The sequence below is a fragment of the Streptomyces sp. NPDC085932 genome (genome assembly GCF_044540525.1).
GTDB lineage: Bacteria > Actinomycetota > Actinomycetes > Streptomycetales > Streptomycetaceae > Streptomyces > Streptomyces levis.
Map to the genome: position 1 here is coordinate 411,170 of NZ_JBITSJ010000005.1, position 24,218 is coordinate 435,387.

Annotated in this window: 22 protein-coding genes; 10 read left to right on the forward strand and 12 right to left on the reverse strand. The window is 73.7% G+C overall.

Translation table 11 applies throughout. The features are described 5' to 3' along the window. Nucleotides 1-11: 11 nt before the first annotated feature. Nucleotides 12-3,530 carry an amino acid adenylation domain-containing protein gene (locus tag ACIGAQ_RS25905; RefSeq protein WP_399786628.1) on the forward strand — a complete coding sequence of 1,173 codons (3,519 nt, stop codon included), beginning with the start codon at nt 12-14 and terminating at the stop codon, nt 3,528-3,530. 68 nt (nt 3,531-3,598) lie between these two features. On the opposite strand, the gene ACIGAQ_RS25910 is transcribed toward ACIGAQ_RS25905, so the two are convergent. Together ACIGAQ_RS25910 and ACIGAQ_RS25915 are read right to left on the reverse strand one after the other, a co-directional pair. Continuing rightward, nucleotides 3,599-4,609, reverse strand: coding sequence for an iron-siderophore ABC transporter substrate-binding protein (locus tag ACIGAQ_RS25910; RefSeq protein ID WP_399786631.1), 1,011 nt, complete (start codon nt 4,607-4,609; stop codon nt 3,599-3,601). A 125-nt stretch (nt 4,610-4,734) separates the two neighbouring features. Further along, nucleotides 4,735-5,688 (reverse strand): methionyl-tRNA formyltransferase, encoded by a 954-nt coding sequence (locus tag ACIGAQ_RS25915; protein WP_399786634.1) that lies wholly within the window; start codon nt 5,686-5,688, stop codon nt 4,735-4,737. An 84-nt stretch (nt 5,689-5,772) separates the two neighbouring features. Between ACIGAQ_RS25915 and ACIGAQ_RS25920 the strand changes: the two genes are divergently transcribed. Next, complete coding sequence (locus ACIGAQ_RS25920; protein WP_362281555.1) at nt 5,773-7,116, forward strand: SidA/IucD/PvdA family monooxygenase; 1,344 nt, start codon at nt 5,773-5,775, stop codon at nt 7,114-7,116. A 72-nt stretch (nt 7,117-7,188) separates the two neighbouring features. Here the strand turns inward: ACIGAQ_RS25920 and ACIGAQ_RS25925 are convergent, their stop codons facing one another. Then, nucleotides 7,189-9,447, reverse strand: coding sequence for a heavy metal translocating P-type ATPase (locus ACIGAQ_RS25925; RefSeq protein ID WP_399786637.1), 2,259 nt, complete (start codon nt 9,445-9,447; stop codon nt 7,189-7,191). Nucleotides 9,448-9,450: 3 nt separating this feature from the next. Next, the gene (locus ACIGAQ_RS25930; RefSeq protein ID WP_311679227.1) at nt 9,451-9,660 is read right to left on the reverse strand and encodes a heavy-metal-associated domain-containing protein; all 210 of its coding nucleotides are present in this window, start codon (nt 9,658-9,660) and stop codon (nt 9,451-9,453) included. A gap of 188 nt (nt 9,661-9,848) precedes the next feature. Between ACIGAQ_RS25930 and ACIGAQ_RS25935 the strand changes: the two genes are divergently transcribed. After that, nucleotides 9,849-10,808, forward strand: a complete 960-nt coding sequence (locus ACIGAQ_RS25935; RefSeq protein WP_399786640.1) for a hypothetical protein — start codon at nt 9,849-9,851, stop codon at nt 10,806-10,808. A gap of 3 nt (nt 10,809-10,811) precedes the next feature. On the opposite strand, the gene ACIGAQ_RS25940 is transcribed toward ACIGAQ_RS25935, so the two are convergent. Both ACIGAQ_RS25940 and ACIGAQ_RS25945 read right to left on the reverse strand, forming a co-directional pair. After that, nucleotides 10,812-12,647 (reverse strand): glycoside hydrolase family 15 protein, encoded by a 1,836-nt coding sequence (locus ACIGAQ_RS25940; RefSeq protein ID WP_399786643.1) that lies wholly within the window; start codon nt 12,645-12,647, stop codon nt 10,812-10,814. Between the two features lie 64 nt (nt 12,648-12,711). Next, a complete protein-coding gene (locus tag ACIGAQ_RS25945) occupies nt 12,712-13,491 on the reverse strand; it encodes a DeoR/GlpR family DNA-binding transcription regulator (protein WP_311679224.1) in 780 nt (259 codons plus the stop codon). Nucleotides 13,492-13,642: 151 nt separating this feature from the next. On the opposite strand from ACIGAQ_RS25945, the gene ACIGAQ_RS25950 reads away from it, so the two are divergent. Further along, a complete protein-coding gene (locus tag ACIGAQ_RS25950) occupies nt 13,643-14,524 on the forward strand; it encodes an SIS domain-containing protein (RefSeq protein ID WP_399786646.1) in 882 nt (293 codons plus the stop codon). A 13-nt stretch (nt 14,525-14,537) separates the two neighbouring features. Next, the gene (locus tag ACIGAQ_RS25955) at nt 14,538-15,398 is read left to right on the forward strand and encodes a class II fructose-bisphosphate aldolase (RefSeq protein ID WP_362281540.1); all 861 of its coding nucleotides are present in this window, start codon (nt 14,538-14,540) and stop codon (nt 15,396-15,398) included. On the opposite strand, the gene ACIGAQ_RS25960 is transcribed toward ACIGAQ_RS25955, so the two are convergent. After that, nucleotides 15,388-16,518 (reverse strand): methyltransferase, encoded by a 1,131-nt coding sequence (locus tag ACIGAQ_RS25960; protein WP_311679295.1) that lies wholly within the window; start codon nt 16,516-16,518, stop codon nt 15,388-15,390. The genes ACIGAQ_RS25955 and ACIGAQ_RS25960 overlap by 11 nt on opposite strands. 68 nt (nt 16,519-16,586) lie before the next feature. Here ACIGAQ_RS25960 and ACIGAQ_RS25965 point away from each other — a divergent pair, with 68 nt between their 5' ends. From ACIGAQ_RS25965 to ACIGAQ_RS25980, 4 genes are all read left to right on the forward strand, one after another. Next, complete coding sequence (locus ACIGAQ_RS25965; RefSeq protein ID WP_399786649.1) at nt 16,587-17,228, forward strand: alpha-ketoglutarate-dependent dioxygenase AlkB family protein; 642 nt, start codon at nt 16,587-16,589, stop codon at nt 17,226-17,228. Nucleotides 17,229-17,264: 36 nt separating this feature from the next. Further along, complete coding sequence (locus tag ACIGAQ_RS25970) at nt 17,265-18,509, forward strand: ROK family protein (protein ID WP_311679220.1); 1,245 nt, start codon at nt 17,265-17,267, stop codon at nt 18,507-18,509. Between the two features lie 155 nt (nt 18,510-18,664). Further along, nucleotides 18,665-19,555, forward strand: a complete 891-nt coding sequence (locus ACIGAQ_RS25975) for an NAD(P)-dependent oxidoreductase (RefSeq protein WP_362281531.1) — start codon at nt 18,665-18,667, stop codon at nt 19,553-19,555. Between the two features lie 19 nt (nt 19,556-19,574). Beyond that, entirely contained in the window at nt 19,575-19,997 is a 423-nt protein-coding gene (locus ACIGAQ_RS25980) for a PPOX class F420-dependent oxidoreductase (RefSeq protein ID WP_311679218.1), read from the forward strand. A gap of 2 nt (nt 19,998-19,999) precedes the next feature. On the opposite strand, the gene ACIGAQ_RS25985 is transcribed toward ACIGAQ_RS25980, so the two are convergent. The 3 genes from ACIGAQ_RS25985 to ACIGAQ_RS25995 are packed head-to-tail and all read right to left on the reverse strand — an operon-like array spanning nt 20,000 to nt 22,061. Then, the gene (locus tag ACIGAQ_RS25985; protein WP_399786653.1) at nt 20,000-20,911 is read right to left on the reverse strand and encodes a phosphotriesterase; all 912 of its coding nucleotides are present in this window, start codon (nt 20,909-20,911) and stop codon (nt 20,000-20,002) included. Further along, on the reverse strand, nt 20,908-21,486 hold the full coding sequence (locus ACIGAQ_RS25990; protein WP_399786656.1) for a DUF4865 family protein: 579 nt from the start codon (nt 21,484-21,486) through the stop codon (nt 20,908-20,910). Before ACIGAQ_RS25990 ends, ACIGAQ_RS25985 begins: the two co-directional genes overlap by 4 nt. A gap of 11 nt (nt 21,487-21,497) precedes the next feature. Next, nucleotides 21,498-22,061, reverse strand: coding sequence for a TetR/AcrR family transcriptional regulator (locus ACIGAQ_RS25995; protein WP_399786659.1), 564 nt, complete (start codon nt 22,059-22,061; stop codon nt 21,498-21,500). A 180-nt stretch (nt 22,062-22,241) separates the two neighbouring features. On the opposite strand from ACIGAQ_RS25995, the gene ACIGAQ_RS26000 reads away from it, so the two are divergent. Then, a complete protein-coding gene (locus tag ACIGAQ_RS26000) occupies nt 22,242-22,520 on the forward strand; it encodes an SHOCT domain-containing protein (RefSeq protein WP_311679213.1) in 279 nt (92 codons plus the stop codon). A 470-nt stretch (nt 22,521-22,990) separates the two neighbouring features. On the opposite strand, the gene ACIGAQ_RS26005 is transcribed toward ACIGAQ_RS26000, so the two are convergent. Continuing rightward, complete coding sequence (locus ACIGAQ_RS26005) at nt 22,991-23,521, reverse strand: ATP-binding protein (RefSeq protein ID WP_394814177.1); 531 nt, start codon at nt 23,519-23,521, stop codon at nt 22,991-22,993. 183 nt (nt 23,522-23,704) lie between these two features. Next, nucleotides 23,705-24,028, reverse strand: coding sequence for a hypothetical protein (locus ACIGAQ_RS26010; protein WP_399786662.1), 324 nt, complete (start codon nt 24,026-24,028; stop codon nt 23,705-23,707). Nucleotides 24,029-24,218 lie beyond the last annotated feature (190 nt).

Here is a 24,218-nt window from a genome sequence, read left to right on the forward strand (position 1 = left end):
CGGAGGAACCGGTGACGCAGCACCCCCCGACCGCGGACGAGCTGCTCCGTACGGTCACCGACACATTGGGCCCGGACACCCCGCCGGGCGACGACGACAGCCTCATCGCCTGGGGCCTGGACTCCATCACCCTGATGCGGATCGCCGGCTCCTGGCGCAAGCGGGGCGTCAAGGTCGGCTTCGCCGAACTCGCCCGTGAACCCACCCTGCGGGCCTGGCGCGCCCTCCTCGCGGCCAGGGCCCCGGCCGAACCGGCCGAACCGGCGCAACCGACCGAGCCGGTCGGACAGGTCGCACCGGCCGAACCGGCCGTGGAGGCCCCGGCCCCCGAGCCCGGCGAGCCCTTCCCGCTCGCCGTGATGCAGCACGCCTACTGGATCGGCCGCGGCGACGACACCACCCTCGGCTCCGTCGCCGCCCACCTCTACGTCGAGTTCGACGGCTCCGGTGTCGACCCGGAACGGCTCGACACCGCCGTACGGGCCCTGGTCCGCCGGCACGGCATGCTCCGGGCCCGCTTCACCGACGACGGCCGCCAGCAGATTCTGCCCGGCCTCACCCGCCCGGCGACGGCCGTCAACGACCTGCGGGCGCTGGATCCCGGGACGGCCGCGGCCAAACTGGAGGACATCCGGCACTCCTCCTCGCACGCCCGGCTGGACGTCGCCGCCGGCGAGGTGTTCTCCGTGCAGCTCTCCCTGCTGCCCGAGGGACGCAGCCGGCTGCACGTGGACGTCGACATGCTCGCCGCGGACGCCCTCAGCTACCGCGTCCTGCTCTCCGACCTCGCCCGGTTCTACCGCGACCCCGACGCCGCGCTGCCGCCCATCCGCACCAGTTACCCGGCCTATCTGGCGGAGCGGGCCGAGGTGCGGCGGCTGAGCCGGGAGCAGGCACAGCAGTGGTGGCGCAGGCGGGTGCCCGAGCTGCCCAGCGCGCCGGACCTGCCGCTCGTGCCCGAGGCCGAGCGCGCCGACCCGACCCGGGTGACGCGGCGGCACCACTGGCTTCCGCCGGAGGAGAAACGGCGGCTGGCCGCCCGTGCCCACCAGCACGGGCTGACCCCGGCGATGGCCGTCGCGACCGCCTTCTCGGAGGTGCTGGCCGCCCACAGCGGTCAGCCGCGCTTCCTGCTGAACGTCCCCATGTTCGACCGCCGGGGTTCCCACCCCGACACCGACCTGCTCGTCGGCGACTTCACCAGTTCGGTCCTGCTCGACGTCGACCTGACCGAGGCGGCGCCGTTCACCGAGCACGCCCGGCGGCTGCAGGACCGGATGCACACCGACGCCGCCCACGCCGACTACTCCGGCGTGGAGGTGCTGCGGGACCTGACCCGGCAGCGCGGCGAACAGGTCCTCGCACCCGTGGTGTTCACCAGCGCCCTCAACCTCGGGGAGTTGTTCGACGCGGAGGTGCGCGACTCCTTCGGACAGCCGGTGTGGATCATCTCGCAGGGTCCGCAGGTGCTGCTGGACGCCCAGGTCACCGAGGTCGACGGCGGACTGCTCGTCAACTGGGACGTGCGCGAGGACGCCTTCCCCGCCGGGCTGGTCGACGCGATGTTCGCCGCGTTCCACGGGCTGGTCACCCGGCTCGGCACCGAGGACGGCGTCTGGGACCGGCCGGTCGGTGCCCTGCTGCCGGAGGAGCAGTCGGCCGTGCGCAGGGCGGTGAACGCCACCGGCGCCCCGCGCAGCCATCGCCTGCTGCACGAGGGTTTCTTCATCCGCGCGGCCGAGCGGCCCGAGGCGCCCGCCCTGCTGTGGGGGACGGAAGGCGCCCTGACCTACGGGGAGCTGGCGGACCGGGCCCTGCGCTGCGCCGCCGCCCTCGCGGAGCGGGGAGTCGGGCCGGGCGACACCGTCGCGGTCGGTCTGCCCAAGGGCCCCGACCAGGTCACCGCCGTCCTCGGCGTGCTGGCCGCCGGCGCCGCGTACGTACCGGTCGGCGCCGACCAGCCACCCGCCCGCCGCGACCGCATCCGCGCCACCGCGGGCTTCCACCTCACCCTCACGGACGGGACCGGCGGAACCGCCCACGGTCCCGCGGCCGGTGACCGCCTGGCGGTCCGGGACGCGCTCCGCCACGACCCGTTGCCCGCGCCCGTCCCGGTGGACGAGGAACAGGTCGCCTACGTCCTGTTCACCTCCGGCTCCACCGGCGAGCCCAAGGGCGTCGAGGTACCGCACCGGGCGGCCATGAACACCGTCGACGACCTCGACGCGCGCTTCGCCGTGGGCCCCTCGGACCGCTGCCTCGCCCTGTCCGCCCTCGACTTCGACCTCTCCGTCTTCGACCTGTTCGGTCTGCTGAGCGCGGGCGGCGCAGTGGTGCTGATCGACGAGGCCGACCGCCGCGAGGCCCGGCCGTGGGCCGAGCTGGTGCGCCGGCACCGGGTCACCCTCCTCAACTGCGTCCCGCCGCTGCTGGACATGCTGCTGCTCGCCACCGGCCCCGGTGAACTGGCCGGCCTGCGGGCCGTGCTGCTCGGCGGGGACCGGGTGGGCACCGACCTGCCCGGGCGGCTCGCCGAGCGGGCGCCCGGCTGCCGGTTCACCGGCCTCGGCGGCACCACGGAGACGGCGATCCACTCCACCGTCTGCGAGGTCGTGGACGCCCGCGTGCCCGCGCACTGGCGGGCCGTGCCCTACGGCACCCCGCTGCGCAACGTCCGCTGCCGGGTCGTCGACCCGCGGGGCCGGGACTGCCCCGACTGGGTGCCGGGCGAGCTGTGGATCGGCGGGGACGGCGTGGCGCTCGGCTACCGGGGCGACCCGGAGCGCACGGCCGGGAAGTTCACCGAGGCCGACGGGGTGCGCTGGTACCGCACCGGTGACCTCGCCCGCTACTGGCCCGACGGCACACTGGAGTTCCTCGGCCGGCGCGACCACCAGGTGAAGCTGCGCGGCTTCCGTGTCGAACTCGGCGAGGTGGAGGCGGGGCTGGCCGGGCATCCGGCGGTGCGGCGCGCCGTCGCCGGTCTGACGCGGGGGCCCGGCGTCCAGCTGGCGGCCGCGGTGGCCGCCGACGCCGGCACGAGCGAGGAGGACCTGCGGCGGTGGGCCCGGGAGGTCCTGCCGCCGCACATGGTCCCGGCCCGGATCGCCGTCGCCGCGGAGCTGCCGCTGACCGCCAACGGCAAACTCGACCGCCGCGCCGTCCGGACGCTGTGGGAGACGCGAGGGCCGGGGGAGCACCAGGTACCCGGCACCGCCCTGGAGACGGTCGTCGCCCGCGTGTGGGCCGACGTCCTCGGCGCCGGATCCGTGGGCCTGGACGACGGGTTCTTCGCCCTCGGTGGCGACTCGGTGCTGGCCACCGTCATCGTGAGCCGGCTGCGGGAGGCCCTGGACAGCTCCGAGGTGTCGGTGCGGGCGCTGTTCGCGACCCTCACGCCGGGCGGCATGGCCAAGCGGCTCGCCGCGGAGGAGCACACCCCGGGGCGGCTGGAACAGGTCGCCGCGCTCCACCTGGAGATCGAGGCCATGTCGGCGGAGGAGGTCGACTCGGCGCTGGACGAGACCTGACGGACGCCGGAGCGGCGGGGCGTGCCGCACGCCCCGCCGCTCCGATCCCCCTCGGGGGTCTGCCCGGACTACTCGTCCAGCTTGGCGAATCCGGGTTCCAGGTTGTCCAGCGCCCACGGGATGCCGAGCACGGACGGGCTGCGGAGCTGGCTGATGGTCGCCACGTCGGTCACGACGTAGCGGTCCTTCTCCACCGCGGACATGTTCTTCACCAGCGCGCTGGACTCGAAGGCCTTCTTCAGCTCCGGTGTGGTGAAGGCGATGACGACCAGGTCCGCGTCGAGCTTGTCGAGCTGCTCGAAGGACAGCTCGCCGGTGGGGCTGCCGCTGACCGTCTTGATGTTCTTCACCGACGGGGTGAGGCTCAGCCCGACCTCGCTCATCAGCTTCGCCGCGAAGTCGTCCTCGGAGGCGATGGTGTAGATCTTGGCCGGGGTGTTGCCGATGGACAGGCTGTAGGTCCTGCCCTGCAGCCCGGGGTGCTTCACCTTCACCTCGGCGATGCTGCCCTCGGTCTCCGCGATGGCTTTCCCGGCCTCGTCCTGCCTGCCGACGGCCTTCGCCACCACCCGGACGTGTTCCTGCCAGGTCTGCTTGCCCCACGCCGTCTCGTAGCCGATGGTCGGGGCCACCGCGGAGAGCTTCTTGTAGTTCTTCTCCAGGGTGAAGTCGGAGGTGGCGAGGATCAGGTCCGGCCGGAGCGCCGCGACCTCCTCGAAGTCCACCCCGTTCATGGTGTTCAGGAGCTTGGTCTTCTTGGTGTCGACCCGGTCCTTCAGCCAGGGGTGCACCCCGTCGGCGGCGAAGGCGTCCTTGGAGACGGCGATCGGCGTGACCCCGAGGGCGTACAGGGCGTCGACGTCGTCGGTGCCGCCGTCGCCGATCACGACGATCCGCTCGGGCTCCTCGGCGATCTTCGTGCTGCCGAACTTGTGCTTGATGGTGACGGGGAAGGCGGACGAGGCGTCCGCTCCGGCGTCGCCGGAGGAGGGGGCGGAGTCGTCCTTGACGGAGCCGCAGGCTGCCAACCCGGCGGCCAGGGTGACGGTGAGAAGGGTGGTGCGGAACTTTCTCGGCATGTGCGTCCCTTGTCGCCGGGTACTGGCAGGAGTCATACGGCCGTCAGTAAAGCAAGGTAAGCCTTACCTCAGCAACGGTTTCCGGGCAATCCCCGCCCCTCCGCGGTGATGTGATGGAGCGTCAGTCACGGACGCGCCGTCAGGTAGCCCCCCATCGTGCGGAAGTAGTCGGTCGCCGCGTACTCCGTGCCGTCCTCCGTGCGCAGCCGCCGGACGGCGAGACCGGGGCAGCGGCCGGTGTGCGCCTCGGGCCCCGCCACGATGACCACGCCGTCGCCCTCGCGGATGAAGATCCGCCCGGGCGTGCCGCCGTAACAACCCTCGGACACGGCGGCCGAGGTGATCCTGAGCCGCTTCCCGCGATGGAAGGTGTACGCGTTCGGATAGGGGTCCGACTGGGCGCGCACCAGCCGTTCCAGCCGCTCGGCGGGCCAGGTCCAGTCGATGCGGCTGTCCTCCTCGGAGCGCTTGTGGAAGAAGCTGGCCCGGCCGCGGTCCTGCGGCAGCCAGCGGCCGGCGTCCCGTCCGGTGGAGATCAGGTCGAGCGACTCGCGCACGATCGGGGCGATCAGGTCGACGGTGCGGTGGAACAGGTCGGTCGCGGTGTCGGCCGGGCCGACGGGCACGGCACGCTGCACCAGGATGTCACCGGCGTCGAGTTCGCCGTTCATGCGGTGTGCCGTCACCCCGACGCGCTCCTCGCCGTTCAGGAGCGCCCAGATGATCGGTGAGAAGCCGGCGTACGACGGCAGCAGCGAGTCGTGGATGTTGAGGGTGCCGTGCGGCGGGAGGTCGAACACCTCCGGGGGCAGCCAGGTGCGCCAGTTGTTGGCCACGATGAGGTCCGGGCGGGCCGCGCGCAGTGCGTCGAGGAGTTCGGGGTCGTCGGGGCGGTTGCGCAGGAGGACGGGGACGTCGTGCTTGGCGGCGAGTTCGGCGACGGAGTCGTCCCAGATCTTCTCGTAGGCGTGGTCGCTCTTGGGGTGGGTGACGACGAGGGCGACCTCGTGGTCGGAGTCCAGCAGGGCCTGGAGCGTGCGGTGACCCCAGGTCTGATAGCCGAACATGGCGACGCGCATGCGGTTCTCCCTCTCCGGCGGCTCCATTGCAAGGTAAGGCTAACCTTATCTAACATGTGGCTGCCTGAGGGAGGCGATGCCACGGTGAACTCACCGCTCACGGGATCGGACACCACGGACACCACCTACGACGTCCTCGGAATAGGCTTCGGGCCGTCAAATCTCGCCCTGGCCATAGCGATCGAGGAACACAACGCGGGGGTCCCGCCGGAGCGCCGGCTCAACGCCCTCTTCCTGGAACGCCAACCGCGCTTCGGCTGGCACCGGGGCATGCTCATCGACGACGCCACGATGCAGGTCTCCTTCCTCAAGGACCTCGTCACCCTGCGCGATCCGGCCAGCGACTACAGCTTCCTGTGCTTCCTGCGCGAACGCGGCCGGCTCATCGACTTCCTGAACCAGAAGACGCTCTTCCCGCTGCGGGTGGAGTTCCACGAGTACTTCGAGTGGGCCGCCGCGCGCGTACGGCACCTGGTGGCCTACGACCGCGAGGTGACCGCCGTCGACCCGGTGCGTGACGCGTCGGGCGCCGTCACCGGGTTCGACGTGGTCTGCGCCGGCTCCGGCGTGACGTACCGGACCGGCGACCTCAGCGTCGCCGTCGGCCTGGAGCCGCACCTGCCGCCCGGGGTGGAGTTGTCCGAACGGGTGTGGCACAACAGCCAGTTACTGCCCCGGGTGGCCGAACTGCGCGACCGGCGCACGCCGGTGCGCCGCGCCGTCGTCCTGGGCGCGGGGCAGAGCGCCGCCGAGACGGTCGACTACCTGCACCGCTCCTTCCCCGAGGCCGAGGTGTGCTCGGTCTTCGCCAAGTACGGCTACACCCCGGCCGACGACAGCCCGTTCGCCAACCGCATCTTCGACCCGGAGGCGGTGGACGTGTACTTCGGCGCACCCTCCGAGGTCAAACAGTCCCTCTTCGACTACCACCGCTCCACCAACTACTCCGTCGTCGACATGGACCTCATCGAGGCCCTGTACGCGACCTCCTACCAGGAGAAGGTCGCCGGCCGCGAGCGGCTGCGCTTCCTCAACGTCTCCCGGATCCGGGATGTGCGCTCGCGTGGCGACGGCTCCCTGGACGTGGTCGTGGAGTTCCTGCCGACCGGGGAGCAGCGGGTGCTGGAGGCCGACGTCCTCGTGCACGCGACCGGCTACCGTCCCCGGGACCTCACCACGCTGCTGGGCGAGGCGGCCAAGGTCTGCCTGCGCGACGACGAGGACGCCATCCGGGTCTCCCGCGACCACCGCGCCGAGACCGCCCCGGACGTGACGGCCGGCATCTACCTCCAGGGCGGCACGGAACACACCCACGGTCTGACCTCGACGCTGCTGTCGACCACGGCGATCCGCGCGGGGGAGATCCACCGCTCCCTGCTGAGCCGCCGGGCCGAGCACCTGCGCCCCTCGGCCGGACTGGGGGCGTGACCCCCGCAAGGGGGCGCGCACCGTCCCGCCCGGTGCGCGCCCGTGCGGCACTGACGGAGACCGGCCGGCGTGTCAGCCGGTGGCGCGGAAGGTGCGCAGGCGCAGCGAGTTGACGACCACGAAGACCGAGGAGAAGGCCATGGCCGCCCCGGCGATCATCGGGGTGAGCAGCCCGGCCGCGGCCAGCGGCAGGGCCGCCACGTTGTAGGCGAAGGCCCAGAACAGGTTCGAGCGGATGGTGCCGAGGGTGCGCCGGGCGAGCCGGATGGCGTCCGCCGCGGCCCGCAGGTCGCCCCGGACGAGGGTCAGGTCCCCGGCCTCGATCGCGGCGTCCGTGCCCGTGCCCATCGCGAGACCCAGGTCGGCCCGGGCGAGGGCCGCCGCGTCGTTGACGCCGTCGCCGACCATGGCGACCGAACGGCCCTCGGCCTGCAGCCGCTCGACGACCTCCACCTTGTCCTGCGGCAGCACCTCGGCGATGACCTCCTCGATGCCCACCTCACGGGCCACGGACTCGGCGACGGCCCGGTTGTCACCGGTCAGCAGCAGGGGCGTGAGCCCGAGCGCGCGCAGCCGCCGGACCGCCTCCGCACTCGTCTCCTTCACCGCGTCGGCGACTTCCAGCACGGCCCGCGCCTCGCCGTCCCAGGCGACCGCGACGGTGGTGCGCCCGGCGTCCTCGGCCGCCGCCCGGGCCCGGGCCAGTTCCGCGGGCAGTTGCATCGACCGGTCGGCCAGCAGTCGCTCCCGCCCGACCAGCACCGCGCGGCCCTCGACGACACCCTGGACGCCCAGCCCGGGAACGTTCGCGAAGTCCTCGGGCACCGGCAGCGCGCCCAGCTTCCGCAGCGCCCCGTCGGCGACGGCCCGGGCGACCGGGTGCTCGGAGGAGTGCTCCAGCGCTCCGGCCAGCCGCAGCACCTCGGCCTCGTCGGTGCCGTCGGCGGCGTGCACGGCCAGCAGGGTCATCCGGCCGGTGGTGACGGTGCCGGTCTTGTCGAGGACGACGGTGTCGACGCGGCGGGTGGACTCCAGCACCTCCGGGCCCTTGATGAGGATGCCGAGCTGGGCGCCGCGTCCGGTGCCGACCAGCAGCGCGGTCGGGGTGGCGAGACCCAGGGCACACGGGCAGGCGATGACGAGGACCGCCACCGCGGCGGTGAAGGCGGCCGTGAGCCCGACCCCGTTGCCGAGCCAGAAGCCCAGCGTCCCCAGCGCCAGGGCGATCACGACCGGCACGAACACGGCCGAGATCCGGTCCGCCAGGCGCTGCGCGGCGGCCTTGCCGTTCTGCGCGTCCTCCACCAGCCGGGCCATCCGGGCGAGTTGAGTGTCGGCTCCGACGCGCGTGGCGCGCACGACGAGTCGTCCGCCGGCGTTCAGCGTGGCGCCCGTGACCGGGTCCCCGGCACCCACCTCCACCGGCACGGACTCACCGGTGAGCATGGACGCGTCCACGGCCGACGACCCCTCGACCACGGTTCCGTCGGTGGCGATCTTCTCCCCGGGGCGCACCAGGAACCGGTCCCCGACGCGCAACTCGCCCACCGGCACGGTCCGTTCCCGGCCGCCCTCGCGCACCACGGTGACGTCCTTCGCGCCCAGCTCCAGCAGCGCCCGCAGCGCCGCCCCCGCCTTGCGCTTGGCCCGGGCCTCGAAGTACCGCCCCGCCAGGATGAGGGCGGTCACGCCCGCGGCGGCCTCCAGGTAGATGTTGCCCGCGCCGTCGGTGCGCTCGATGGTCAGCTCGAACGGGTGCGTCATGCCCGGTGTGCCCGCGGTGCCGAGGAACAGGGCCCACAGCGACCACAGGAACGCGGCCGACGTGCCGACCGAGATCAGGGTGTCCATGGTGGCCGCGCCGTGCCGGGCGTTGACGAAGGCCGCCTTGTGGAAGGGCCATGCCGCGTAGGTCACGACGGGCGCGGCCAGCGTGAGGGACAGCCACTGCCAGTACGTGAACTGCAGGGCCGGAATCATGGCCATGGCCACGACGGGCACCGACAGGACCACGGCCGTGATCAGCCGCTCGCGCAGCGGCCGGAGGGCGTCGGGCTCGTCGGCCGGTTCGCCGGGCTCCGAGCCGGGCGCCGGCTCGGGGGCGGGCTCCCGGGCCGTGTACCCGGTCGCCTCGACCGTGGCGATCAGATCGCCGACGGCCACGTCACCCCGGTAGCTGACCTTCGCCTTCTCGGTGGCGTAGTTGACGGTGGCGCTGACCCCCTCCATGCGGTTGAGCTTCTTCTCGATGCGTGCCGCGCAGGAGGCGCACGTCATGCCGCCGATGGCGAGTTCCACCTCGGCGGCGGTGCCGGTCGTGCCGGTGCTCATGGCTCAGGCCCTCCCCGTGAGCGTGTAGCCGGCCTCGTCGACGACCTCGGCGATCGCGGCGTCGTCGGGCTCGCCGGCCGTGGTGACGGTGACGTGCCCGCCACCGAGGTCGACGTCGACGCCGCTGACGCCGTCCAGCTCGCCGATGACCTCGGTGAGCGTGGCCTTGCAGTGACCGCAGGACATTCCGGCGACGGCGTAGGTGGTGACCATCGGTGCCTCCTCGGGTGATCCACATATACGGACGGGGGGTATGCCCGGCCTCCTTTCCTGTATACCCCTGAGGGGTATACGATGCAAGCGCCGGAACGACTTGACTAGGTACCCCCTAGGGGTATGGTGAAGTGCTAGAAGGCCCCGCATTCGAGCGGGAGGCCCGGTACCTGAAGGAGCCGAAGGTCATGAACACCGCACTGAAGATCAGCGCCTTCGCCGCCGCCCTGGCCGCCACGTTCGGCACGGCCTACGGGGTCGGCCAGGGCATCGGCCCGGTCGTCGCCGACGACCCGCCGAAGCACCGGGAGGAGCACACCCGGCCCGCGCCCCGGCCCGGCCAGGGCGACGGACACGCGGGACACGACACGCCCCCCGCGGGAGGGCTGCAGATCTCCGAGGGCGGCTACACGCTCGACCTCGCCACGCCGCGGGTCACCGCGGGACAGCGCACCGACCTGCGCTTCACGGTCCGGGACGCCGACGGCCGCGCGGTCACCTCCTACCGGCGCGAACACGACAAGGAACTCCACCTCATCGTGGCCTCACGCGACCTGCTCACCTACCGCCACCTGCACCCCACCCGCGCCGCCGACGGCACCTGGAGCATCCCCGTCGACCTGCCCCGTGCGGGCGGCTACCGCGTCTTCGCCGACTTCACCCCGGCGCGGCAGGGCGCGAAGAACCTCACCCTCGGCGCCGACCTCGCCGCCTCCGGCCCGTTCCGGCCGAAGGAACTCCCCGCCCCGAGCGGCACGTCCGAGACCAACGGCTACGAGGTCGAGCTGGCCGGCGCCCTGCACCCCGGCAAGGCGAGCGAACTGAAGCTGAAGGTCTCCCGCGACGGCAGGCCCGTCACCGACCTCCAGCCCTACCTCGGCGCCTACGGCCACCTGGTCGCCCTGCGCTCCGGCGACCTCGCCTACCTGCACGTCCACCCGAACGGCGAACCGGGCGACGGCACCACCAGGCCCGGTCCGGACCTGTCGTTCACGGCCACGGCACCCAGCGCGGGCTCCTACCGCCTGTTCCTCGACTTCCGCCACGACGGCGAGGTCCACACGGCCGCCTTCACCGTCCGCGCCGGTTCCGGCGGGGCCGCACCCGCCACCCCCGAGGGTCACACGGACGACGGCCACGGCCACTGAGCCTCAGCCCAGGGCCCGGTCCAGGTTGAAGGCCGCGCTGATCAGCGCCAGATGCGTGAACGCCTGCGGGAAGTTGCCCTGCTGCTCCCCGGTGTGGCTGATCTCCTCGGCGTACAGGCCGAGATGGTTGGCGTAGGTGAGCATCTTCTCGAAGGCCAGGCGCGCCTCGTCGATCCGGCCGGCGTGCACCATCGCCTCGACGTACCAGAACGAGCAGATGGAGAACGTGCCCTCGTCGCCGCGCAGCCCGTCGGGGCTGGAGCGCGGGTCGTAGCGGTAGACGAGAGAGTCGGACACCAGTTCCTCGGTCAGCGCGTCCAGCGTCGACAGCCACTTCGGGTCGGTCGGGGCGATGAACTTCGTCAGCGGCATCATCAGCACGGCCGCGTCCAGCACGTCGCCGTCCTCGTGCTGCACGAACGCCCGGCGCCGCTCGGACCAGCCCCGGCTCATGATCCGCCGGTAGATCGTGTCGCGGCACTCCCGCCAGCGGGGCAGGTCGGCGGGCAGCCCGCGCCGGTTGGCCATCCGGACGGCCCGTTCGATCGCCACCCAGCACATCAGCCGGGAGTACAGGAAGTTCTTCCGCCCGCCCCGGGTCTCCCAGACGCCCTCGTCGGGCTGGTCCCAGTGTGCGCAGACCCAGTCCACCAGCGCGCACACGTCGTCCCACTGGCCGCTGGAGATGGGCTGCGCCCACTTGTCGTAGAGGTAGATGGAGTCGATCAGCGCACCGTAGATGTCCAGCTGGAGCTGGTCGGCCGCCGCGTTGCCCACCCGGACCGGCGCCGAGCCGTGGTGGCCCTCCAGGTGGTCCAGCTCCCGCTCGGGCAGCTCGGTGCGCCCGTCGATGCCGTACATGATCTGCAGCGGGCCGGAGTGCGTGCCGTCCCCGGGGCTGACGTGCCGGGTCACGAACCGCATGAAGGCCTCGGCCTCGCCGGTGAACCCCAGCCTGAGCAGGGCGTACACGCAGAAGGCCGCGTCCCGCACCCACACGTACCGGTAGTCCCAGTTGCGTTCGCCGCCGAGCCGCTCCGGCAGGCTCGTCGTGGGCGCGGCGACGATCGCCCCGGTCGGCGCGTAGGTGAGCAGTTTCAGGGTCAGGGCCGAGCGGTGCACCATCTCCCGCCAGCGGCCCTTGTACCGGGACGCGGACAGCCAGCGCCGCCAGTACGCCACGGTCGCCGCGAACTGCTCCTCGGCCTCCGTGTGCGCACACCGGCGGGGCGCCACGTCGCCGCCGACCTTGTCCAGCGCGAACACCGCCGTCTCGCCCTCGGAGAGCTTGAAGTCCCCGCACACGTCCGGCCCGTCTGCCTCCAGCGGCACAGTCGCGGTCAGCGCCAGCGCCATTCCCTCGGTCTCGAAGACCACCACCCCGCCGGCCGGCCGGACCGTGTGCGACCGGCTGCCGTAGTCGAACCGCGGTGCCACGCGCGTACGGAACGGGATCGAGCCGCGCACGCACACCACCCGCCGGATCAGCCGGTGCCGCTCGGCCTCGACCGACTCGCCGTCGACCGGCATGAAGTCCTGCACCTCGCCCACGCCGTCCTCGGTGAAGAACCGCGTGATCAGCACGTTCGTGTCGGGGAAGTAGAACTGCTTGGTGCGGGCCGGCACGGCCGCCGCCAGCTCGAAGCAGCCGCCGCGTTCCGCGTCCAGGATCGAGGCGAAGACACTCGGCGCGTCGAAGGCCGGGCAGCAGTACCAGTCGATCGTGCCGTCGGTGCCCACGAGGGCCACGCTGCGCAGATCCCCGATCAGGCCGTGCTCCGCGATCGGCACGTACCGCCGTCCGCCCGGCACGCCCCGGTCCTGCGCCGTTCCGCCCATGACTGCCTCCCTGCCGGGTGCGTCTCAGCCCCAGCCTAGGACGGCCGGCGGCCCGGCGCCGCCGTCACACCGTGCGCACCCGCAGCCCGGCCTCCTCGAAGGCCCGTACCGTCCCCGCGTCGGCCGCCGTGTCCGTGACCAGCGTGTCCACCGCCTCCGCCGCGCAGATCCGGGCGAACGCCCGCTGCCCCAGCTTGCTGGAGTCGGCCGCCACGATCACCCGCTCCGCCCGCTCGCACAGCAGCCGGTTGATCGCCGCCTCCGCCTCGTCGTGCGCCGCGGCACCGTGCGTGACGTCGAAGGCGACGACGCCGAGCACCGCCACGTCGACGGTGATCTGCCCGAGCACCCCGTCCGCCAGCGGCCCGACCAGCTCGTACGACTGGGCCCGCGCGACCCCGCCGGTCAGCACGATCTTGAACTGGGGCCGCACGGCCAGCTCGCTGGCGATGTTCAGCGCGTTCGTCACCACGGTCAGCGCGGGCGAGCCGGTCCCCAGGTCCCCGCGCACGGCCAGGGCCCGCGCCACCTCCGTCGTGGTCGTGCCGCCGGTCAGCCCGACCGCCTCCCCGGGCGCGACCAGGTCCGCGACGGCCTTGGCGATGCGCTGCTTCTCCGAGGCGTGCCGGGCCGTCTTGTAGCGCAGCGGCAGCTCGTAGGACACGCCGTGCACGACCGCGCCGCCCCGGGTGCGCACCAGCATCTGCTGCTCGGCCAGCCCGTCGAAGTCGCGGCGGATCGTCGCCGCCGACACCCCGAGCTCCCCGGCCGCCTCCTCGACGTCCAGCCGGCCGCGCTCCACGAGCAGTTCCAGCAGCGCCTTCCAGCGGGCGTCCCGCGACATCCGCACCTCCACGTCTCGATCTCGGGCGACCTTAACGCAACCGATGCCACCGCATGCTTGATGATGCTCGAAAGATGAAGATATCTTGCAACAACGATCAGTCTGGCATCAATGACCAGCACCGGGTCGAGACCACCGCGGAGGGTGCGGCATGACACATGTCGAGGACGAGCTGACCAGTCAGCCCGAGTGCTGGGCCCGGGCCGCCGCGCAGGCGGCGGAGCTCGCGCCCGTGCTGCCGGCACCGGGCGAGCGCGTGGCCGTCGTCGGCTGCGGCACCTCGTACTTCATGGCGCAGGCCGCCGCCGCCCTGCGCGAGAGCACGGGCCAGGGCGAGACCGACGCGTTCGCCGCCTCGGAGTTCCCGCACGGCCGCGCCTACGACCGGGTCGTCGCCCTCACCCGATCCGGCACCACGACCGAGGTCCTCGACCTGCTCGGCCGGCTCAAGGGCCGCACCCGCACGACCGCCGTCACCGCGGACCCCGACACCCCCGTGCGGGCGGCCGCCGACGACCTCGCCGTCCTCGCCTACGCGGACGAACGGTCCGTCGTCCAGACCCGGTTCGCCACCACCGCCCTCACCCTGCTGCGCGCGCACCTCGGCCTGCACCCCCCGGCCGCCGTCACCGACGCCCGGACCGCGCTGGCGGAGCCCCTGCCCGAAGGGCTCGTGGAGTGCGGCCAGTTCACGTTCCTCGGGCGCGGCTGGACCGTCGGCCTGGCGAACGAGGCCGGACTGAAGATGCGCGAGGCCGCCCTGGCCTGGGCGGAGGCGTACCCGGCGATGGAGTACCGGCACGGCCCCATCAGCGTCAGCACCACGGGCACGGCGGCCTGGATGCTCGGCGACGCGCCGGACGGGCTCGCCGAACAGGTGCGCGCCACCGGGGCGTTGTGGATCGCCGGCGACCTGGACCCGCTCGCCGAACTCGTCCGGGCGCAGCGCCTCGCGGTCGCCCTCGCCGCGTCCCGCGGACTGGACCCCGACCGCCCCCGCCACCTCACCCGCTCGGTGATCCTCGCGCCCTGACCCTGGAGACCCCGTGCCCCTCACCACCACCGGCGACCTCGTCACCCGGGCCGCCGCCGCCCGCTCCGCCGTCGCCTCCTTCAACATCATCACGCTGGAGCACGTCGAGGCCGTCATCGCGGGCGCCGAGTCCGCACACGCCCCCGTCGTCCTCCAGGTCAGCGAGAACGCGGTCAGGTTCCGCGGCGGACGGCTGCTGCCGCTCGCCCGGGCCGCCGCCGCGGCCGCCGAGGACGCCGCCGTACCCGTCGCCCTGCACCTCGACCACGTCCAGAACGACGCCCTGCTGTACCAGGCGGTGGACGCCGGCTTCAGCTCCGTGATGTACGACGCGGCCCGCCTGCCCTACGCGGAGAACCTCGCCGCGACCCGGGCGGCGGTCGACTGGGCGCACGCCCACGGCCTGTGGATCGAGGCCGAGTTGGGCCAGATCGGGGGCAAGAACGGCAGACCCCCGCTGGACGCCCACGCCCCGGGCGCCCGCACCGACCCCGAGGAGGCCAGGGCCTTCGTCGCGGACTCGGGCGTGGACGCCCTGGCCGTCGCCGTCGGCAGCGCCCACGCCATGACCACCCGCACCGCGGCTCTCGACCACGCGCTCCTCAAGCGCCTGTCGGCCGCCCTGGACGTCCCCTTGGTACTGCACGGCTCGTCCGGCGTCCCCGACGGCGAACTCACGGCCGCGATCGCCGGCGGCATCACCAAGGTCAACATCGGCACGGCCCTGAACATCGCCCTGACAGGCGCGATCCGCGACTTCCTCGCCGACCGTCCGGAGGCGGTCGACCCGCGCGGCTACCTCACGGTCGCCCGCGACGCGATGACCCGGGCGGTGGCCCGCACCCTCAGGACGCTGGGCGCGCCTACCGTTTGACGGCCTTCAGCACCACGAACTTCGGATCGCTCGCCACGACCCGGCTGTTGCCGAAGAGCTTGCGCAGCTTCACGTGGTAGCCCAGGTGCCGGTTGCCGATCACCCACAGCTCCCCGCCGGGCCGCAGCGCGCGCCGTGCCCCGCTGAACATCCGCCGGGCCGTGGCGTCGGTGGTCGCCTGGTGGGAGTGGAACGGCGGATTGTTCAGCACCAGGTCGACACTGCCGGACGGCACCCCCGCCAGCCCGTCGCCCACCCGGAACTCCGCCCGTCCCGGCACTCCGTTGGCCCGGTACGTGGCCTCCGCCGACGCCACGGCCTGGAACGACTCGTCCACGAACAGCACCTCGGCGCCCGGGTCGGCCAGCGCCACGGCCGTCCCCACGATCCCGTTGCCGCACCCGAGGTCCACCACCCGGCCGCCCCTGCCCTCCGGCAGGTGGCGCAGGAAGAACCGGGTGCCGATGTCGAGCCGGTCCGCGCAGAACACGCCCGCGTGGTTGACCACCGTGCGCCCGGAGACGGCACCGATCCCGTCCGGCAGCGTGTAGACGTACGGCCACGGACCGGCCGGCCGCTCCAGGGCCGGATCCGGTGTGCAGAAGATCAGCCGGGCCTTCTTCTCGGCCAGGGAGGTACGGGTCGGACCGAGGATCCGCTCGAACAGCCGGAGCGTCGAGGTGTGGATCTCCTTCACCATCCCCGTGCCCACGACCACCGTCCCCGCGTGCACGGCCGGCGCCAGCCGCAGCAACTGGTCCTCCAGCAGCGCCAGGCTCTTCGGCACCCGCACCAGCAGCACGTCGACCCGCTCGGGCGGCGGGTCCTGGGTGGTGAGCAGCCGAACCGCGTCCGGCTCCACCCCGGCCCGCGCCAGGTTCGCGCGCGTCGCCTCCTGTGTCAGGTACGAGTCGGTGATCTGCACCGGCCGGTGCTCCGCGAGCGCCGTGACCAGCGCGCCCCAGCGGTCCCCGACCACCACGACCGTGCCGGACAGCGGGACCTCTTCACGCTCCAGGTGCCGCAGCAGGTACTCGTCGGAGGCGTCCCAGGCGCGCAGCGTCTCGCGCGGGTCCTCGGGGAAACGGGTCAGCGCGAGCGCGCCCCACGGCGTCGTCATACGGTCGTTCATCGTGCCTCCAGGCTAGCCGAGCAGCAGCTCAGCCCCGGTCGGGCAGGATGGAGGGCATGGACGGCGAGCTCTTCCCCAGGTCCCGCGGCGAGATCGCGCCCGGTGCGGTGCACGTGCCGGACTGGCTGGACGCCGAGGAGCAGCGCTCCCTGCTCGACGCCTGCCGCGTCTGGGCCCGGCCGCCCGCCGGACTGCGCATGGTCCGCACCCCCGGCGGCGGCACCATGACCGCCCGGCAGGTCTGCCTGGGATGGCACCCGTACCCCTACGGCTACGCCCGCACGGTCACCGACGGGGACGGCGCCCCGGTCAAGCCCTTCCCGGACCGGCTCGGCGACCTGGGCCGCCGGGCGGTGCGCGACACCCTCGGCGGGCCGGCGCCCGCCTACGACATCGCGCTGATCAACTTCTACGGAGCCGACGCCCGCATGGGCATGCACCGCGACAGCGACGAGAAGTCGGACGCACCGGTGGTGTCACTGAGCCTGGGCGACACCTGCGTCTTCCGCTTCGGCAACACCGAGACCCGCACCCGGCCCTGGACCGACGTCGAGTTGCGCAGCGGCGACCTGTTCGTCTTCGGCGGCCCCTCCCGTCTCGCCCACCACGGGGTGCCCCGGGTGCACGCCGGCACGGCACCGCCCGGGCTCGGTCTGACCGGACGGCTCAACATCACGCTCCGGGTCAGCGGCCTGTAGGCCGCCGCTGCGGCGGATCATGACAGACTCGCCCTCATGAGCGGGAAGGCGGACCCCCGGCCGGGGGATGGGAGCACGTCGAGGACACGGCTGGACCGGGGTCGCGGGGCCCTCGGACCCGCGCTGGAGCTCGTGCACACCGGACGCGCCCCGACCCGGGCCGTGCTCACCGCCGAACTCGGCGTGACCCGGGCGACGGCCGGCGCGGTCGCCGCCGAGCTGGAGGCGCTCGGACTGATCCGGGTCGACGCCCGGCCCGGCGCGGCGGCCGGCTCCCAGGGCCGGCCCTCGCACCGGCTGGCCGTCGCCGAGGACGGGCCCGTCGCCCTCGCCGCGCAGGTCCACGCCGACGGGTTCCGGGCGGCGCTGGTCGGGCTGGGCGGCCGTATCGTCGCCACGGCGCCCGGCTGCGAGACCGTCGACGCCGACCCGGCGAAGGTGCTCGCCTCCGTCGTCGCGGCGGGCGCCGAGCTGCTCCGCGAGACCGGACGCCGGTGCGTCGGCGCGGGCCTCGCCGTGCCGTCCGCCGTCGCCGAACCCGAGGGCCTCGCCCTCAACCCCCTGCACCTGGCCTGGCCCGCGGGCGCGCCCGTGCGGGACATCTTCGCCGAGCAGGTGCGCGCGGCCGGCCTCGACGGGCCCGCCTTCGCCGCGAACGACGTCAACCTCGCCGCGCTCGCCGAGCACCGGCACGGCGCCGGACGCGGCTCCCGCGACCTGTTGTGCGTGGCCACCGGCCACCGGGGCGTCGGCGGCGCCCTCGTCCTCGACGGCCGCCTGCACCGGGGCAGTTCGGGTCTCGCGCTGGAGGTCGGGCACCTCACCGTGCACCCGGAGGGCCGGCCCTGCCACTGCGGCAGCCGCGGCTGCCTCGACGTCGAGACCGACCCGCTGGCCTTCCTCACCGAGGCGGGCCGTGACCCGGGCCCCGAGGTGTCCCTGCTCCAGCAGTCCATCGACCTGATCCGTCACCACTACGACGATCCGGGAGTGCGCACCGCCGCCGAGGCCCTCATCGACCGGCTCGGCCTGGGACTCGCCGGTCTGGTCAACATCCTCAACCCGGACCGGATCATCCTCGGCGGCCTGCACCGCACGCTCCTGGACGCCGACCCGGCCCGCCTCCGCGCGGTCGTCGCCGACCGCAGCCTGTGGGGCCAGAGCGGCGGCGTCCCCATCCTGGCGTGCACCCTCGACCACAACAGCCTGGTCGGCGCGGCCGAACTGGCCTGGCAGCCGGTCCTGGACGATCCGCTGGGAGCCCTCACGGGCCGCCCCTGACCCGGCGTCACCGCATGCGGGACTCCGCGGGCGGCGGCAGCCTGACCCCACTGGTATCAGGCTTGGCGCCGCCGCTTCCGGGAAGGCGAGCCGCCGAGGGGGCAGGCTGGTGCCACAGAGCACGCCCGCACCGCACCACCGAGGAAGTTGACGCAATGACCGACCAGCTCACCGTGAGCGTCCTGGGCACCGGCATCATGGGCGCCGCGATGGCCCGCAACCTCGCCCGGGCCGGGCACACCGTCCGCGCCTGGAACCGCACCCGCGCCAAGGCCGAACCCCTGGCCGCCGAGGGCGCCCACATCGCCGGCACGCCCGCCGAGGCGGTCCGTGGCGCCGACGTCGTCCTGACCGTGCTCCACGACGGCCCCGCCGCCCTGCGGACGCTGCGCGAGGCCGCCTCCGCCCTGCGCCCCGGCACCGCGTGGGTGCAGTCCAGCACCGCCGGCCTCGACGACGTCGCCGCGCTGGCCGCCTTCGCCCGCGCCCACGACCTGGTCTTCTACGACGCTCCCGTCCTGGGCACCCGGCAGCCCGCCGAGGCCGGGAAGCTGACCGTGCTCGCCGCCGGGCCCGCCGAGGGCAGGGAACGGGTGACGCCGGTCTTCGACGCCGTCGGCACACGCACCGTCTGGACCGGCGAGGACGGGGCCACGGCCGCCGCCACCCGGCTGAAGCTGGTCGCCAACAGCTGGGTCCTCGCCGTCACGGCCGCCGCCGGCGAGGCACTCGCCCTGGCCAAGGCCCTCGACGTGGACCCGCGCGACTTCTTCGACCTCGTCGCGGGCGGCCCGCTCGACATGGGCTACCTGCGCGCCAAGTCCGACCTGGTCCTCGACGACCGGCTCACCCCGCCCCAGTTCGCGGTGAGCACCGCCGCCAAGGACGCCCGCCTGATCGTCCGGGCGGGCACGGAGCACGGCGTCCGCCTGGACGTGGCCGAGGCCGCGGCCGCCCGCATGGAGCGCGCCGCAGCCCGGGGCCACGGCGACGAGGACATGGTCGCCGCCTACTTCGCCAGCTTCGACGACAACCCGTCCGCCTGAACACCCCGGAGGCCCCCCCATGTCCAAGCCGCCGCTGCCGCCCGAGGCCGAGGCCCTGCTGAGCCGGCCCAACCCGTGCGTCATGGCCACACTGCGCTCCGACGGAGCCCCGGTCTCCACCGCCACCTGGTACGTGTGGAAGAACGGCCGGGTGCTGATCAACCTCGACGCGGGCCGCGTCCGCCTGAAGCACCTGCGCCGCGACCCGCGCGTGACGCTCACCGTCCTCGCCGGCGACGACTGGTACACCCACGTCACCCTCATCGGCCGCGTCACCGAGATGTACGACGACGAGGGCCTGGCCGACATCGACACGCTCGCCCGGCACTACACCGGCAAGCCCTACCCGGAGCGGGCCCGGCCCCGGGTCAGCGCCTGGGTCGAGGTCGACCGCTGGCACGGCTGGGGCGCGATGAAGGACAGCGACCAGGCCTCCACCTGAGGTCAGCGCCGCCACTCGGTCCCGAACGCCCGCCCCGGGTTCTCCGTGAGGATCCGCCGCACCAGGTCCTCGCCCACCGCCTGGACGAGGCGCGGGCGCACCCGGCGCAGCAGATACGGCATCCCGGGGCCGCCGTTCACCGAGCGGGCGGCGGCCGTGGTGGTGTCCGCGCCCAGCAGCAGCCGGTCGCCGAACCCGGCGTCGGCCAGGGCCCGTACGGCGTCCGGCATCCGCCAGTCCGTGGCGTGGTGCGCGCGGGACGGGCCGTCGAACGCCACATAGCAGCCGGTCCCGGCGGCCTGCCGGTGGGTGACGAGGTCGGGGGAGCGGTTCAGGTGCCCGAGCACCACCCGGTGCGGCGGCACCTCCCGCTCCCCGCACAGCACGTCCAGGACGTCCAGGGCGCCGGTGCCCAGCTCCAGGTGCACCGCGATCGGCGCGCCCGTCGCGTGATGGGCCTCGGCGGCCGCAGCCAGCGTCCACCGGGCGTGCGCGTCCAGGGCGTGGAACCCGCCGGCGACCTTCACCAGTCCGGCCCGCACCCCCGACGTCCCGATGCCGTCGGTGAGTTCGGCGACGAAGACGTCGGCGAGCCGGCCGCGCAGCCGGGTGAGCGTGTCCTCGTCGTAGTGCGCCGCCTGGTGCAGTCCGGTCGCCGCCACCACGTGCACGCCGGTCTCCCGGGACAGGGCCGGCAGATCCGCGGCCCGCCGCCCGAGCCCGTACGGCGTCCACTGCACCACGGCCCCGCCGCCCTGCTCCCGGAACGCCGTCAGCTCCGCCCGCGCCGCCGCCGCGCCGCGCAGTTCCTGGCCGGGCAGCAAGGGGCTGCCGAAGAACAGGTGGTCGTGGGCGTCGCACACGCCCAGGTCCCCGGGGCGGACGTCCCCCAGCACCGTGCGGACCGCGCTCACCACCTGCGCCCCCGGCGTATCCGGTCCCGTCCCGGCGCCGACAGGTGCAGCACCTCGAAGACGTCCCCCTCGGCACCGGCCGGCTCATGGTCCCAGAGGGAGAACGTCACCAGCTCCCAGCGGCTGGTGTCGACGGCGGCCGCGGCCAGCAGGGCCCCGTCCCGTGCCGCGGACCGCCGTGCCCCGTCCGCCGCGTCCGCCGCGAGGTCGGCCAGCAGCCCGTCGTCCGGCAGCTGTTGCCGCTCCCGCACCGCGAACCTCGCCTGCCCGCCCGCCCCTTCCTCGTACGCCAGACCGGTCCACTGCCGTGCGGACGGGCGCCCGAAGTCGTCGACGATGCCCTGGAAGCCGCCGCCCCAGAGGAAGGCGTTCATGCCGTCGACGGTGTTCCAGAGGTAGAAGGGCGCGTACGCGTTGACCGGTGAGCCGCGCAGGCCGCGTTCGCGGATCAGGTAGGCCTTGAGGCCGAGCCCCTCCCAGTCGTCCAGCAGACGGCCCCGGCGGGCCACCCGGTCGCGGATGACGCTCATGTCGTAGTCGGCGGGCAGGGTGATCTCGTACTGCAGGGCGTGCATCCGAGGTCTCCTCAGGGGGTCCGGGGTGCCAGCAGGGAGAGCAGGCCCCGCACACCCGCGTCGAACACGGCGGGGGAGCCGGAGGCGCGGGCCAGGACGTAACCGCCCTGGACGGTCGCGACGACGGCCGCGGCGATCTCCTCGCCGTCCAGCTCGGGCCCGAACTGCCCCTGCTCCCGGCCCTCTTCGACGAGCGCGGCGATCCGCCCGCGCAGCCAGCCGAGCGTCTCGTCGACGGGCGCGCGCAGCTCGGCGCTGGCGATCACGTCCGGGTCCATGGTCAGCCGGCCCACCGGGCAGCCCCGCAGCACGTCCCGCTCGCGCCGCAGATACGCCTCGATGCGCTCGTACGGCGTCCCCGGCCCGTCGAGCACGGCCGCGGCGGTGGCGCGCATCTCCTCCGCGGTCCGCCGGATCGCGGCCAGCGCGAGGTCGGGCTTGCCCTTGAAGTGGTGGTACATGCTGCCCTGCCCGGCGCCCGAGCGCTCCAGGATCGCCTTCGGGCTGGTGCCCACGTAGCCGCGCTCCCACAGCAGGGCGCGGGTCGACTCGATCAGCCGCTCCGAGGTGTTCATGACCGCACTGTACATACCAGTAGTTACAGAAGTCGAGACCGGCCGGAGCACGCGGGACCGGCCCGCCTGCTCCCGGCGAGGTACGCGCACGGCCGCCGGCCGTACGACGACCGCGGGCCCCGTCCGGGGCGAGGCTCGAAGCACCACGCATTCCGGTACGCGAAAGAGGAGAGGGACGACATGCAGACCCTGGCGCACTTCGGCGACGGCGGGCCCGGCCCGTGGATCCTGTTCTTCCCGGTCATCTGGGCGCTGGTGATCGGCGGCGGCATCGCACTGCTGCGCCGCACGGGGTGGCGCGGCCGCGGCGGACCCGCGCGCCGGTCACCCGTCGACGAGCACTCACCCATCGCGGTACTCGGCCACCGCTTCGCCTCCGGCGAGATCGACGAGGACGAGTACTGGCGCCGCCTCTCGGTCCTGACCGAGGAATTCGGCCCCACGAAACGCAACCCCTGACCCCGACGACTCACGACCGGCACGGCGATGCCCCACCCCCCCCCACGCCCCGCAAGCCGCCAACGGCGATCAAGGCCCACGGGCGACCTCGGCACCTCAACCGGCCGTTACGGGCGGCGCGTGGGTGGGCAAAGGCCCGCGCAGCGGCCCGCAGCCGCCGACCGCGATCTCCGCCCACGGGTGACCCCGGCGCCTCAACTGACCGTTACGGGCGGCGCGTGGGTGGGTAACGACCCGCGAAGCGGCCCGCAGCCGCCGACGGTGATCTCCGCCCACGGGTGACCCCGGCGCCTCAACCGGCCGTTACGGGCGGCGCGTGGGTGGGCAAAGGCCCGCGAAGCGGCCCGCAGCCGCCGACGGCGATCTCCGCCCACGGGCGACCTCGACACCTCAACCGGCCGTTACGGGCGGCGCGTGGGTGGGCAAAGGCCCGCGCAGCCCACCCGCAGGGAACGGTGGTCACCGCCCGGTCAGCCGGCAACGGCGGACCGGGCGGGAGCATGTTCGGGCCGGAGCACATCGGCGGCGTGCCCGACCTCGGCGAACCGGCGCGCGGGTTTCTCCTGGACCGCGCGCCGCCGGCGCGTCGGCGCCGCGACCGCCGGAGCGGCCGTCGGCAGGGTGAACCACACGACCTTGCCCGACTCGCCGTCCGGCCGGACGCCCCAGCTCTCGCTCATGGCGGCCACCATCGCCAGCCCGCGACCGCAGGTCGCCAACGGCTCGGCGTCGTCGACCACGGGCATCCGCGGATCGCCGTCGCGCACGGAGACGGTGAGCCGGTCGAGCAGCAGCTCTATCTCCACGGTGCATGTCTTGTCGGGCTGGGCGTGCCGGTGGACGTTGGACAACAGCTCCGTCACGCCGAGCGAGGCCCGGTCGATCAGAGCGTCCAGATGCCAGTAGCGCAATTGCGCAGATACGATTCTGCGGACCTGGCCGATCCGCGACGGCAGGGCTTGGAGCTCCACCGTGCAGTGCCTGCTTGGGTAGCTGATCACGGCTGCGACTCCCCGACGTGAGGTCCGGAAGAACACGGAGTTCGGATCCAGCAGGGCGCCTTCGTGACACTGCCGCCCGCTGTCGTGGCCGGCGGGCTGGTTCGCAGCGTTATCGCCGGTAAACCCAGAGTGACGTGAGACCAGAGTGACGCAGGGGGTGAGGGAGCGCAACTCGCGGACATCTCAGTCGCCACGCCCCGCCGCCCGGCGCACGGCCTCGATGAAGCGCCGCGCGGCCGGCGGGCCCGGCTCCCCCGGGGCGGGATCGTGCTCGCCCAGGGTGAGCAGGTACCGGTTGCCGTTGAGGTCGGCCGTCGCCCGGTCCTCGGGTCCGAACCAGGGCTTGGACGCCCGCACGGCCTGCACCGGGGCGCTGTCGATCTCGCTGCCGTAGCTGGTCAGCAGTTCGACCCGGCCGCCGCTGATCCGGACCTGCCCGGCCCGGGTGAGCGAACGCAGCCGCTTCCCGATCCGCACGCCCGTGGCCGTGAACTCCGGCTCCGCCATGCCACCCGCCCCCTTGTGCGCGTCGGTGTACCGGCCCGCTCCCCGCGGCGCCCGGTACGGGCTCGTGTCCTGGTCCAGTGTGCCCCGTCCGGGAACCGCTCCTTCCCGGTGGCGCCCCCCGCGTCCGCGGTGGCGCGCCGCGCCGGTGCTGCGTCGTGCCCTGCCGGGAGCCTCGGCCCGAAACCGTCCC

Coding starts and splice junctions, on each gene's coding strand:
- ACIGAQ_RS25950 (WP_399786646.1), top strand. CDS start 13,643: ATGACACATGTCGAGGACGAGCTGACCAGTCAGCCCGAGTGCTGGGCC.
- ACIGAQ_RS25935 (WP_399786640.1), top strand. CDS start 9,849: ATGAACACCGCACTGAAGATCAGCGCCTTCGCCGCCGCCCTGGCCGCC.
- ACIGAQ_RS25910 (WP_399786631.1), bottom strand. CDS start 4,609: ATGCCGAGAAAGTTCCGCACCACCCTTCTCACCGTCACCCTGGCCGCC.
- ACIGAQ_RS25960 (WP_311679295.1), bottom strand. CDS start 16,518: ATGACGACGCCGTGGGGCGCGCTCGCGCTGACCCGTTTCCCCGAGGAC.
- ACIGAQ_RS25945 (WP_311679224.1), bottom strand. CDS start 13,491: ATGTCGCGGGACGCCCGCTGGAAGGCGCTGCTGGAACTGCTCGTGGAG.
- ACIGAQ_RS25995 (WP_399786659.1), bottom strand. CDS start 22,061: ATGAACACCTCGGAGCGGCTGATCGAGTCGACCCGCGCCCTGCTGTGG.
- ACIGAQ_RS25970 (WP_311679220.1), top strand. CDS start 17,265: ATGAGCGGGAAGGCGGACCCCCGGCCGGGGGATGGGAGCACGTCGAGG.
- ACIGAQ_RS26000 (WP_311679213.1), top strand. CDS start 22,242: ATGCAGACCCTGGCGCACTTCGGCGACGGCGGGCCCGGCCCGTGGATC.
- ACIGAQ_RS25925 (WP_399786637.1), bottom strand. CDS start 9,447: ATGAGCACCGGCACGACCGGCACCGCCGCCGAGGTGGAACTCGCCATC.
- ACIGAQ_RS25990 (WP_399786656.1), bottom strand. CDS start 21,486: ATGCACGCCCTGCAGTACGAGATCACCCTGCCCGCCGACTACGACATG.
- ACIGAQ_RS25915 (WP_399786634.1), bottom strand. CDS start 5,688: ATGCGCGTCGCCATGTTCGGCTATCAGACCTGGGGTCACCGCACGCTC.
- ACIGAQ_RS25975 (WP_362281531.1), top strand. CDS start 18,665: ATGACCGACCAGCTCACCGTGAGCGTCCTGGGCACCGGCATCATGGGC.
- ACIGAQ_RS25965 (WP_399786649.1), top strand. CDS start 16,587: ATGGACGGCGAGCTCTTCCCCAGGTCCCGCGGCGAGATCGCGCCCGGT.
- ACIGAQ_RS26010 (WP_399786662.1), bottom strand. CDS start 24,028: ATGGCGGAGCCGGAGTTCACGGCCACGGGCGTGCGGATCGGGAAGCGG.
- ACIGAQ_RS25930 (WP_311679227.1), bottom strand. CDS start 9,660: ATGGTCACCACCTACGCCGTCGCCGGAATGTCCTGCGGTCACTGCAAG.
- ACIGAQ_RS25940 (WP_399786643.1), bottom strand. CDS start 12,647: ATGGGCGGAACGGCGCAGGACCGGGGCGTGCCGGGCGGACGGCGGTAC.
- ACIGAQ_RS25980 (WP_311679218.1), top strand. CDS start 19,575: ATGTCCAAGCCGCCGCTGCCGCCCGAGGCCGAGGCCCTGCTGAGCCGG.